Source organism: Methanobrevibacter sp. (assembly GCF_030539555.1).
GTDB lineage: Archaea > Methanobacteriota > Methanobacteria > Methanobacteriales > Methanobacteriaceae > Methanocatella.
Genome location: NZ_JAUNXX010000034.1, coordinates 3,990 through 16,101 on the forward strand (window position 1 = coordinate 3,990; position 12,112 = coordinate 16,101).

13 protein-coding genes are annotated in these 12,112 nt (G+C 33.9%); 7 read left to right on the plus strand and 6 right to left on the minus strand.

Annotated elements, in window-relative coordinates; all coding sequences use genetic code 11:
• Window positions 1–7 precede the first annotated feature (7 nt).
• Genes cbiT through Q4Q55_RS07000 form a run of 4 tightly spaced genes read right to left on the minus strand, consistent with a single transcriptional unit; the run spans window position 8 to window position 2,693 of the window.
• The gene (cbiT, locus tag Q4Q55_RS06985) at window positions 8–571 is read right to left on the minus strand and encodes a precorrin-6Y C5,15-methyltransferase (decarboxylating) subunit CbiT (protein WP_303372106.1); all 564 of its coding nucleotides are present in this window, start codon (window positions 569–571) and stop codon (window positions 8–10) included.
• A complete protein-coding gene (locus Q4Q55_RS06990) occupies window positions 572–1,120 on the minus strand; it encodes a UbiX family flavin prenyltransferase (RefSeq protein WP_303372107.1) in 549 nt (182 codons plus the stop codon).
• Between the two features lie 9 nt (window positions 1,121–1,129).
• The gene (locus Q4Q55_RS06995) at window positions 1,130–2,359 is read right to left on the minus strand and encodes an HD domain-containing protein (RefSeq protein WP_303372108.1); all 1,230 of its coding nucleotides are present in this window, start codon (window positions 2,357–2,359) and stop codon (window positions 1,130–1,132) included.
• Between the two features lie 4 nt (window positions 2,360–2,363).
• Window positions 2,364–2,693, minus strand: a complete 330-nt coding sequence (locus tag Q4Q55_RS07000; protein ID WP_303372109.1) for a hypothetical protein — start codon at window positions 2,691–2,693, stop codon at window positions 2,364–2,366.
• 355 nt (window positions 2,694–3,048) lie between these two features.
• On the opposite strand from Q4Q55_RS07000, the gene Q4Q55_RS07005 reads away from it, so the two are divergent.
• Both Q4Q55_RS07005 and Q4Q55_RS07010 read left to right on the plus strand, forming a co-directional pair.
• Complete coding sequence (locus Q4Q55_RS07005; RefSeq protein ID WP_303372110.1) at window positions 3,049–4,266, plus strand: ammonium transporter; 1,218 nt, start codon at window positions 3,049–3,051, stop codon at window positions 4,264–4,266.
• Between the two features lie 8 nt (window positions 4,267–4,274).
• Window positions 4,275–4,613 (plus strand): P-II family nitrogen regulator, encoded by a 339-nt coding sequence (locus Q4Q55_RS07010; RefSeq protein WP_303372111.1) that lies wholly within the window; start codon window positions 4,275–4,277, stop codon window positions 4,611–4,613.
• 161 nt (window positions 4,614–4,774) lie between these two features.
• Here Q4Q55_RS07010 and Q4Q55_RS07015 read toward each other — a convergent pair whose 3' ends face one another.
• Window positions 4,775–5,377 (minus strand): S24/S26 family peptidase, encoded by a 603-nt coding sequence (locus Q4Q55_RS07015; protein ID WP_303372112.1) that lies wholly within the window; start codon window positions 5,375–5,377, stop codon window positions 4,775–4,777.
• A 5-nt stretch (window positions 5,378–5,382) separates the two neighbouring features.
• Window positions 5,383–6,060: a type I 3-dehydroquinate dehydratase gene (gene aroD, locus Q4Q55_RS07020; protein WP_303372113.1), complete on the minus strand. Its 678-nt coding sequence runs from the start codon at window positions 6,058–6,060 to the stop codon at window positions 5,383–5,385.
• Between the two features lie 141 nt (window positions 6,061–6,201).
• On the opposite strand from aroD, the gene Q4Q55_RS07025 reads away from it, so the two are divergent.
• From Q4Q55_RS07025 to Q4Q55_RS07045, 5 genes are all read left to right on the plus strand, one after another.
• On the plus strand, window positions 6,202–6,927 hold the full coding sequence (locus tag Q4Q55_RS07025; RefSeq protein ID WP_303372114.1) for a hypothetical protein: 726 nt from the start codon (window positions 6,202–6,204) through the stop codon (window positions 6,925–6,927).
• 10 nt (window positions 6,928–6,937) lie between these two features.
• Window positions 6,938–7,798 (plus strand): succinate--CoA ligase subunit alpha, encoded by an 861-nt coding sequence (sucD, locus tag Q4Q55_RS07030; protein ID WP_303372115.1) that lies wholly within the window; start codon window positions 6,938–6,940, stop codon window positions 7,796–7,798.
• Window positions 7,799–9,001, plus strand: coding sequence for a hydroxymethylglutaryl-CoA reductase (NADPH) (hmgA, locus tag Q4Q55_RS07035; RefSeq protein ID WP_303372116.1), 1,203 nt, complete (start codon window positions 7,799–7,801; stop codon window positions 8,999–9,001).
• A 4-nt stretch (window positions 9,002–9,005) separates the two neighbouring features.
• Complete coding sequence (locus Q4Q55_RS07040) at window positions 9,006–9,218, plus strand: hypothetical protein (RefSeq protein ID WP_303372117.1); 213 nt, start codon at window positions 9,006–9,008, stop codon at window positions 9,216–9,218.
• A gap of 362 nt (window positions 9,219–9,580) precedes the next feature.
• A complete protein-coding gene (locus Q4Q55_RS07045) occupies window positions 9,581–11,851 on the plus strand; it encodes an ABC transporter permease (RefSeq protein WP_303372118.1) in 2,271 nt (756 codons plus the stop codon).
• The last annotated feature ends 261 nt before the right edge of the window (window positions 11,852–12,112 follow it).

The window sequence follows — 12,112 nt, forward strand, 5'->3', positions numbered from 1 at the left end:
CTCCAATTTATCTTTTTTTGGCAGTTATTATTGCTATGGGGTTTTCGCTTATCATCATAACTCCTCGGTCAAGGACTCTTCCATTGGAAATATTGACTTCCATGATTTTAGGGTTATAATTGAGTTCTTTAAGCTTGTTAACCGCTTCAATTTTTGTGTCAATCAATATGGCCGTAATGATAATTCTGCCTTTTGAATTTAATTTTGAATGAATGATGTCTAAGATATTTTCAAGTTCTCTACCGCTACCTCCCACAATAGCAATATCTATATTGTCAATATCTTTCAGAGCGTTTGCTCCGTTATCATTTATTAAAGTGACATTATTTCCAAGTCCAAATTTATTAAGGTTTTTTTGTGTAATTTCAATCGCTTCCGGATTGGTGTCTATTGATATTACTTCACGAGCCCTTTGCGAAAATTCACAGGTAATTCCACCAGTTCCGCATCCGCAATCGACAACTTTGTCTGTAGATGAAACTTCGGATTTATATAATATTATAGCTCTTATGGCCTCTTTTGTAGGTCCTGGAACATCACAGGATTTAATAAAATCCATATCTTCTAACATTTACTCCCACCTTTTAAACAGATTATTTTCAATTTTTAAGGAATCTAATATTTTACCAACAATGAAGTTGATTTGGTCTTCAACACTATCATGTGTTGAGTAAAATCCTGGCATTGCAGGTAATATTATTGCTCCCTCTTGTGATAATGTTAGCATATTTTGCAAATGAATACTTCTAAGTGGAGTTTCACGCGGAACAATTACAGTTGGCCTTCTTTCTTTTAAACTTACATCCGCCACTCTTGTAATTGTATTGTCTCCATATCCATTGGCTATTGATGATAAAGTTTTCATGGAACATGGAACAATAACCAGTGCATCGGCTTTAAATGATCCGCTATTTATTGATGCAGTCAAATCATTAAAGTCATAGTAACTGTCTGAAAGTGATACAATTTTTTCTATACTGTATTCAGTTTCTGATTTGATAACTGTTTTTGCAGCATCACTAATGACTAAACCATTTTCAATTTCCAATTCTTTTAAAACTTCAAGGAGTCTTATTCCATAAATTACTCCACTTGCTCCGGTTATTGCAACAACTATCATATTTATCTCCTAAAACAGTTTAATTTGATCATAGTGAATCCCATGGAATTTCTCTTTATCAATTTCAGGTAAATCTAAGTATTGCTCCAATTTGAATTTTTCAAATTTAGGTTTTTCTTCCTCAGGAACATAAACACTTATATCAGGTATATTGAATCTAGCTTTACTCAATGCAGATATGATATTTGATATTTCAGTCAAGGGGTATAATTTCCCTTCCAAATCCACCTGAGTTTTCATCTCATCAAAACGAGGATATTCTGCAATATTGATGAATACATAATCCTTATCAATTTTATAATCTTCAGCAATTTCGCTTTCCGCTTTTCTAAGTTCTTCCGATTTTATTTTATACATTTTTTCCGGAACTTTGAAATTATCCAATCTGATGGTTTTAACTCTTTTCAGAAGATTTCTATTGTCTAATCGGGACATTATTTCGTTTACATATTTATTGTTGCAGTTTCTGAATATTGAAACAATATCAGTATCATCGTATTGGTAAATGCTGTTTTCGTTGATTATTCCTTCATCAATCACTTTTTTAAGACTTCTTCTAAACATTGAATTTACGATACGGGTTGTATGGTGTTGGTAAACACTGGGGTACATGAAATATCTTGACACTAGTGCCCCTTCTGCGGCTTGCACTCCTTTAATATTCAGTATCAGACTTTCATTTTCTAGTTTTAAGTTGGAAATTATTCTTTCATAATCGATAACTCCATAGGCTACGCCGGTATTGTGTGAGTCTCTTAATAGGTAGTCCATTCTATCCACATCAAGTTCTCCAGATACAATCGGTCCTAAGTGTCCTTTTCCATTAACTATATTGACTATTTCATTTACATCGAATTTTTCTTCGAGCAAATCTCTCATGGATGTCTTTGTGACCACATATTTTGTTAGCTCTTCATGAGGTACTGATAGCACGCCCTCGGAAACATGTGAAAATGGACCATGTCCTATGTCGTGAAGTAGTGCGGAAATTCTGATCAATTCAATTTCATCATTGTCTAATCCCAGTTCTGTTGCTAATTTTGACCCTAAATTCATTGTTCCAACGGAATGTTCAAATCTTGTATGATTTGCTCCGGGATAAATTAAGCTAATTAATCCCAATTGTTTTATTCTTCTTAAACGCTGGAACTGGGGCATGTTCATGACATGTTCTTCAAATTTGGTTAAACTGATGTCTCCGTATACACTATCCCTAATAAATTTTTTCTTTTCGCTCATTTTATCAGTACTCCGAATAGTCATCTTTACTGTTGTAATTTGAGTAATCCGTATAGTTTGAATAGTCCTCCGTGTAATCGGTATAATTATCATAAATGTCTGTTGTGTTAGTGAATGTAGTATTAGTTGGATTAGTTATGTTTTTAGGTGTTTCTATAATGGTCGGAACTTCATCAATGTAATTAGGTTTAAATGAATTATTTTCAATTGAAATTAATTTATATGAATCAGTATCCTCTTTGACGGTTAAACTTGCAAATGTGGTACTAATACTAAATGCAATAATAGCTATTATAAAAAATATTATTAGATTTGCTTTTATTGAGTCTTTCATAATAACACTTTTTTCATTTATTCAATTCATCAATTCTTCGTAAGTTATTTGGTACTATTATTATTTTTATCTTTATGTACTATTTAATGGTTGTTAATGGTCATTATTTTTCGTTTTGTCGATTTTTTTTATTTTTTTAAAATTTTTTTTTGAACATATTTTATAAATTTCTATTTTTTTTACAATTTTGTTTACTGAGAGTTGAATTTTCATTTTTTTCTATGTTTTTCCATAACATTTATATAATATGATGATTAATTACTATATGTCGGAATAAAACTTCCGACATATTACTTCCGACATTAATTGCCGGTCATGTTTAATTATAATCAATTTAATTTTAAGAGAAGATAAAATGAATGTAATGTTTAGTGCAGGTGACACGGCATGGGTTCTCATATGCAGTCTTTTAGTGCTGTTGATGAGTATTCCGGCTGTCGCATTTTTTTATGGAGGATTAAGTAAACGTAAAAATGTTTTAAATACAATTTTTTTAATTTTCATCGCATTTTCAATCGTAAGTGTGATATGGGTAATATTTGGTTATCAATTTGTATTTGGTAGTGATATCAATGGTTTAATTGGTGCACCAACTAACTTTTTTTTACAAGGGATTGAATTGGACGATTTAAGTGGTACAATACCAACATTATTGTTTGTAATGTTTCAATGTGCTTTTGCAGGTCTGACTGTGGCTCTTATTTCCGGAGCATTGGTTGGAAGAATGAAAACAAAAGCATGGGTGATTTTCACAATATTGTGGATTTGTTTAGTATACATCCCTGTAGCTCACTGGGTATGGGGAGGAGGATGGCTAGCACAGTTAGGTGCTCTTGACTTTGCAGGCGGTGCTGTAGTTCACATGAACTCAGGTGCAGCAGCATTGGCTGTCGCAATTGTTCTTGGAAAAAGAAAAGATGCTTCATTAATTCCACATAACTTGGGATATGCTGTTTTAGGTGCAGCTCTACTCTGGTTTGGATGGATGGGTTTCAATGGAGGATCAGGTCTTGCAGCAGATGGACTTGCGGCAAATGCAATCATAGTATCAAACGTTGCAGCAGCTACAGCATTAATCGTGTGGACAGTATTAGACACATATGTTGTTGGAAAACCAACAGTATTGGGTGCGATATCTGGTGCAGTAGCAGGGTTAGTTGCTATTACTCCTGCGGCAGGATTTGTCGATGTTCCTGGAGCATTGGTAATTGGTGCTGTAGCTCCATTCGTGTCATACTTTGCAATTTATTATTTAAAAGCAAAACTTGGCTACGATGATGCTTTAGATGTATGGGGTATTCACGGCATGTCTGGTGTATGGGGGGCAATTGCAACAGGAATCTTTGCAGTGCCGGCTGTAGGTGGAGTTGCAGGATTAGTTGCAGGAAACCCAAACCAAGTTGTTATTCAAATAATTAGTGTAGTGGCCACTCTTGCTTACTCATTTATATTAAGCTTCATATTTGCTAAGGTATTAGATAAGGCAATGGGTGGTATAAGAGTTGAAGAATATGAGGAAATTGGCGGACTTGACGCAAATCTTCATGAGGAATCAGCATATAATTTTAACTAGGTGTAATAATGAAAAGTATTGTTGCAATTATTAGGCAGGAAAAATACACAGATGTCAAAAAGGCCCTTCTTGCAGTTGGATGCGAAGGGATGAATGTATCTGAGGTAAAAGGAAGAGGAAGTCAAAGAGGCATTAAGGAATCCTATAGGGGATCCAGCTATTGCATTGATTTGATTCCAAAAACACGTATTGAAATCGTTGTAAAAGATGAAGGTGTAGACCTTATTGTCGAAGCAATTAAAAAAGCTGCACACACAGGAAACATAGGTGATGGAAAAATCTTCATCTATCCAATGGACAACGTAATTAGAATAAGAACTGGTGAAGAGGGGGACAGTGCAGTGTAAACTGATCTCCTACGTATGGCATATGAGAAAATAATGTTTATACATTATTTCTCTTTTTTTGAAAGCAAAATTGGGAAATATTATTCACAATATTTCCCACTCCTTTTTTTTTAACATTATTCTTCAGGGGGTTTTCGCACAATTCCTAAAATCAGAAGAATTCAATAATCGATAACAACGCCGTTGATATCTGAAATGTCAACCCATGTAGTCACGCCTTTAACTTCGTATAGGACTCCATTGATATATTCATAGTCGACATTTTTATTGTCACTTTGCAGATATATTTCATCACCTTGGATGTCACCTACTCTTTTAATGATTCCACCATATTCATCAGATTCCGCAACTACAATATCCCCGACATGGATGTCCTTTGTTTTATTCAAAAGTACTTTTTGTCCGTCTTGTAGTGTTGGAAGCATGGATGTTCCATCCACGTGAACAATAACTGGAATCTGGTCTTTTCCAATGGTTGAATCAATATTAATTTCAGGATTCAATCCGTAATCGTTACAAATGTCCTTAATTCCACTTTTTAATGTGGTGATGTTGGATGTCGTATCGTTCATCACCTCAAGGGTGTAGTCACAGATTTCATTATTCATGCTTTTCGTGTCAACATTAAAATTTAAGGTATATGTGGTGACACTGACGTTTTCACCACCGATATAGATGTCTACAGAATCGTTATATAAAAAATTAATAGCAAAAATAGATATCAAAACAAGTATAATTATAGCTAAAACAGCTTTTTTAGCCATTCAAATCACTCATCCATGATATTTAAATCCATATTTAACAGTGCTTTCATAGTTTCAATATCAATCTGACCCGGTGCGGTAGCGTCTCTTCCTGCAGCAAAAGTGATTGGAGAGTCGAATTTAGATGCCATAACTCGAGTATAACTTCCCAAATCACCCATTGAAATAGCAATGGTATTTTCGCAATGGGAAAGAACTGCAAGAACTGTTAATGTGTCTTCCAGGTTTTGAGGCATAAAAGCAACTTTGGCAACATCTCCAAGCTCTTGCTCTTTTTCAACTATATACATGATTTCATTCAAATCGGGAGTTTTTTCAAAATCATGATATGAAACAATTGTTTTCACACCGGTGTCATGGATTCGTTGAATATATTCATCGTTACTTTGAAGCTCAATATCAACATAATCAACCAAATCAGCACATTCATATAATATGTTAACCCTATCTTCTTCACAGCCCTTAAAGGACCCTCCTTCCGTGCCGATTCTATTGGTGGCTATCATTGGAAAATTAATCTCATTGATTGTATCTCTAATCTCTGAAATGTCGGGGTTTTTTAAAGCATCTATTCTAAACTCTAAAATGTCGGCCCCCTTATCGATACAGTCATGAGCCACTTCAATTACATCTTTACAATTTTTTTGAAAAATGGGAATTGCAATTTTTGTTTGTGAATACATTAATTATTATATTATATAATAGTATTAATTAAACATTTCTTCAGATACTCCTAATATTTATATAAATTAAAAGACAAAACATATATCAATAAAATATTTATATTTTATTTTTTCAATCAATCAATTATAAAAGGTGTTAATTTGAAAATTACAGCTATAGGTGCAGATATATCAAAAAATGATGTGTCTTGCAGTACTAAGCTAGTAGAAACTATTGAAAATAACCTTTATACAGTAAAAGAATTAGGTGCAAGAGATGTTGCATTGACAAATGTGACAGGTGATGATGTTGTTATCAGTGCATTTGTGGAAGACGATCTGCTTGAACCTATTAATGAAGGTATTGTTAATATTCTAAAAATGAGTGCAGAAAATCTTGGTGATTTGTCAGGAATCTCACAAAATCCGGATGATGCCGGTGAAGGGGTTTCATATGCTGAAGCCAACATCAGGCCGGACAGATATCCTGACGCTATTGTTTTAGGATTTGATACTTATGGGGGAGAACCCTTTGTTGGGGATGTTGCAAACTCTGCAATTGAAGCAGCTAAAGGCATGAAAAATTGCACTGACGTTTCAGACTACATCGAACCTAAAACAAAAGAGATACCTGGTGTCGGATATGTTTCACCAGATACTGATGATCCTGTTGTGGTTGCAACGATTGAAAATATAGAATCTGTTGGTGTTATTGCAGGAGCCATGATTGGAGCGGCACTCGGAAATAAAAATACTTATTTGGTTAAAAGAGGAACAACTTGTAATGTATTGCCGGGCAGTGTAATATTTTCAGCCACTGCTTATATGAATGGAAATGTAATAGACCTAGCTGTTCCATTTGAAAACAAAACTAGAATTTTAAGATAGGAGTTATTATATGATTTTATTAAATGAAGATACAAAATGTTTGGTTCAAGGGATAACCGGTAAACAAGGTTCATTCCACACAGAACAAATGTTAAAATACAATACTAAGATTACTGCAGGAATCACTCCTGGAAAAGGTGGTCAAGACTTTTTGGGTGTGCCTATTTTCAATTCAATTGAAGAGGCAGTGGAAGAAGCTGAAATCAACTCTTCCATTATTTTTGTACCTGCAAGATTTGCAAAAGATGCTGCATTTGAAGCAATTAGACATCTGGACTTGGTTGTTATTATTTCAGAGCATATTCCCGTCCATGATAGTATGAAGATAATGGCATATGCAAAACAGATGGGAACAACAATTATAGGTCCAAATACTCCTGGAATCATTTCACCAGGTGTCGGTAAATTGGGAATTATGCCTACACATATTTTCTCAGAAGGAAACGTTGGAGTAATCTCAAGAAGCGGTACTTTAACATATGAGATAGCTAGTGAACTTACAAATGCAGGAATAGGTCAAAGTACTGCAGTTGGTATCGGCGGAGACCCTGTTACTGGAGATAACTATGTTGATATTCTAAAAAGATTTGATAAAGATAAAGACACTGATGCAGTTGTTTTAATCGGAGAAATCGGAGGAACAGCTGAAGAAAGAGCTGGAAAATACATTGCAGAGGAAATGTCCAAACCGGTTGTATCATATATTGCAGGAAGAACCGCACCTCCAGGTAAAAGAATGGGACATGCCGGAGCAATTATCCAAGGAAATTCTGGTACTGTTGCAAGTAAAACCAAAGCTTTGAATGAAGCTGGTGTAGATGTGGCTAAAAAACCATCAGAAATCGTAGAGTTACTTAAAAAGGTAATGTAGATGTCAAATCAGGAAATTATTGATAAGCTATTAAATGGTGAAATGAAACTTTATCAGGTTGATAATGAAGTTTCTGCCAAAGATGCAACAGATATTAGACGAGAATTCTTAGAACAGAAATATGACATTGAACTGTCAAATATCTCAAATTATACTTTAGACATGGAACGGGCATCTGCTCGTAATATTGAAAATTCAATTGGAGTACTGCAGCTTCCAATGGGTATTGCAGGTCCATTAAAAATCAATGGGGAATACTGCCAAAGGGAAGTCTTTGTTCCATTGGCCACTTCTGAAGGAGCCCTTGTTGCATCAATTAACAGAGGAGCATCAACTATTACTGCTTCAGGCGGTGTGAATGCAAGGGTTATATCAGATATAATGACAAGAGCACCTGCAATTAAATGTGAAAATGCTGTTGAAGCTTTAAAAATCAAACAATGGTTTGTCGATAATTTTGATGAATTAAAAGATATTGCTGAAAGCACTACTTCACATGGTAAACTAATTAAAATTGATCCTATCTTGATTGTTGGAAGTTATGTCTATCCGAGATTCGTATTCTCAACTGGTGACAGCATGGGAATGAATATGGTGACAATAGCTTCTGAGAAAATTCTAGAAAAGCTTGCAGAGGCTACCACTGCAACCCATCTTGCCTTAAGCGGCAATGTCTGTGTTGATAAGAAACCTGCAGCTATAAACATTGTTGAAGGAAGGGGAAAAACTGTTGTTGCGGATATATTAATACCGAAGGAAATAGTTGAAAAGAAATTAAAGACAACTACGCAAACCATTGTTGAAGCAAACATTGCAAAAAATCTAATAGGCTCTGCTGCTAGTGGCAGTATGGCATATAATGCCCATTATGCGAACATGGTTGCAGCAATATTTTTAGCAACAGGTCAGGACGCAGCTCATGTAGTTGAAGGTTCTCTAGGTATCACAACAGCAGAAAACAGAAATGGCGATTTATATTTCTCAGTAAATTTACCCGATTTGCCTGTAGCTACCGTTGGTGGTGGAACCAGTCTGGAAGTAGCTCATGAAGGTCTTGAAATATTGGGCGTGGCAGGTTCAGGTCATGCAAAAGAATTTGCGGAAATTGTTGCAAGTACTGTTTTAGCAGGTGAATTATCTCTTGTTGGAGCTATTGCGGCAGGACATCTTGCAAGAGCTCATCAACAGCATGGAAGAGGTTAATATAATGGACGATTTTCTTGATGAATTCTATCCTGAGTTAACTCTTGAAACCGATGACATTATAATGACTATTGCTGTTAAAAAAGATTACTCTAAAATCGAAGATTTGGATGAACGAAAAGAGGAGTTTATCAAAGATTTAAAGGAATTCATTAAAGAGTTCGAGGAAACTCCAGAATCTGATGATTTCATGAGATATTATGATGATTTGCATTAGTCATGTTTAAATTTCTGTATTTACTTAAAATTATTTAATTTTTTTAGATTTAATTTAATGAATAATTGTTTCATATTATCTAAATATCAAATTGAGTTAGACTGTGATATGTGTATAAGAAATTTAACTTTCAGAGATAATTAACGTTAATTACTAAGACTTCTGTAAAACATAATAGGCCATATATAAAATTTGATTTTTGATGTCGAAAAAACTAAATATAAATATTTCAATTTTACAACTTTATTCTATATTTTGGCAGGATTAGAAAACATTACGTTAATGAAGATATTGTAGATGGACATAACTGAATTATAATTGATGGAAATCCAAAGAAGAGTGTTGATTTAAATGGTGATTGTGTGTTAGCAAAAAAGATGTTAAGAGACATCCGAAAGCATAAAATACAATTTATATCAATATTTTTAATGGCTTTTTTGGGAGTTTTTATTTTTACGGGTGTGGGCGGAGAATCTCTTGGACTTGAAGCTAATGTTAACCAATTTTATGAAGATACAAATTTAGCTGATGGTTGGATTTATTCACCATACTTAAATGATTTATTTTTGGAGCAGGTGTATCTTTTAGGTGCAACTACTCAAATGGAAAGGCATGTTGTAATTGATTCGGAAGCAGACTTTGAAAACAAACCTGACATTACGCTACACTTTGTTGAAAATAACACAATATCTAAATTCTACCTCATGGAAGGTGAACCATTGAACATTAATGATTCAAATGGGGTATGGTTAGATAAAGATTTTGCTAATGCTAAAGGATTAAAAGTAGGGGACAATATCACATTCACATTTGATGATTATGAAATCAAAAAGGAGATAAAAGGGCTTGGTTACTCACCGGAATATGTATATCATGCAACAACATATTCAGTGCTTCCGGATTTTAATAGAACTGGTTTCGCATATTTGTCCCATAAAGCGTTTCCGAGCGATAATGTACCTTATAATGTTTTGAATGTTAAATTTAATGGGAAACCTGAAACTTTCAATAAATTATTGGATTACCGTTTAGATGGGTATTATGTTTCATTTCTTGAAAAGTCTGAGCATTCAAGTGTGAAGTTTTTTTCAGATCAAATTTCTCTACAGAAAATGATTGCGGACATTTTTCCATTTGTATTCATTTTAGTTTCAATGCTGATACTATTAACAACCATGAAAAGGATTATTGCCCATCAAAGAACTCAAATTGGTACGCTAAAAGCTATGGGATTTAAAAATAGGTCTATTCTCTGGCATTATTTGTCATACGGTTTCTGGCTAGTTTTGATTGGTTCAGTCTTGGGTTTGATTTTAGGGCCAATGATTCTGCCCAAGTTAATTTATCCAGTTATGACTGATATTATTGCATTTCCTTACTGGAAGTCGATTGAAAGTATGGATTTTGCTTATATTGTTGTTTTAATGGGTTTATTGTCTCTTGGAGTTTCATATTATTCAGCTAAAAGTATTTTAAATGAAAATCCATCTGATTCCATCAAGCCAAAAGCACCGAAATATTCTTCAACAAGATTCATAGAAAGATTTAAGTTTTGGCATAAATTGTCATTTAACATACGTTGGAATTATCGTGATGCGAAAATGAATAAATTCAGAGCATTAATGACAATAATTGGGGTGATGGGTTGCACTGCACTGTTAGTATGCGCTTTTGGACTTGATGATTCCATGAATGAATTAAGTGAATGGGAATTTGCCAAAATAAATCATTTTGATGAAAAATTAGTTATTGCTAATGGAGCCAGTCAATCTGAAATTGATCATGTTGCACAGGACGTTAATGGCGATGCCATTATGGAAAGTGTTATTGAACTAGAGTCGTCGACAGCTAAAAAGTCGGGGGCACTTTTAGTTTTGGATGGAACTGATTTGATAACTCCAACTGATTATAATCGAAATAAAATTGAAATTAAAGATAATGAAGTTTCAATATCTCAAAAAATGGCTGATTTATTAGGTATTGATGTAGGAGATACAGTAAGATGGCATGCTATGGATTCCAATAAATGGATTGAAACAAAAATAGATAAGATTCATGCAGATCCGAATTCTCAAGGATTAATAATGTCAAAAAACAAATCTGAAGAGTTAAATTTGACTTACACGCCTACAAGCATCCTAACAGCAGAGCACGTTGACAAAAATTACTCGATTGTTAAAGGACATACTTCTCTGGAAGAAATGGCTGATAGATGGAATGAAATTACATTAGCTGCATGGATGCTGATATATGTTTTAATCATATTCGCATCTCTTTTAGCCATAATTACACTTTATAATTTGGGATTGATGTCATTTACAGAAATCGAAAGAGAAATTTCAACATTGAAAATTTTGGGATTCAAAACAAGAGTTTTGCGAAAGTTGTTGTTAACTCAAAACCTATTGTTTACGACAATCGGATTTGTATTGGGTCTTCCCTTAGGAGACATCATCTTAAAAAGAATGTGGGCGTCATCAGGTGATTCATTTTATGTGATTCCTTCGGTATCCATTACAAACATTTTACTTATGGGAATTTTAACTTTTTCATTGTCGATATTTGTAAACTTAATGTTTTCAAGAAAAATTAAAAAGTTAGATATGGCAGAATCCACGAGAAATGGTGAATAACCTAAAATTATGTCCATTTGAATATTATCATATTCATAATGAGTATATGAATTGAAGAAGAATAGTGGGACGTGTTTTTTGGAAAAAATTATGATAAATATTTATCTAAATGATGCAAGAATGTCATGGACTCTTCAAGGTCGTGGATGAATTGCATTAAATGGAATTGGTGTTACTTTTCAATTTCACTCTCTTTAAATTTAAATAGTATTTTAATTAAATTATAATATAACAATCATAAATGTTGTTAAACCGGGGTTC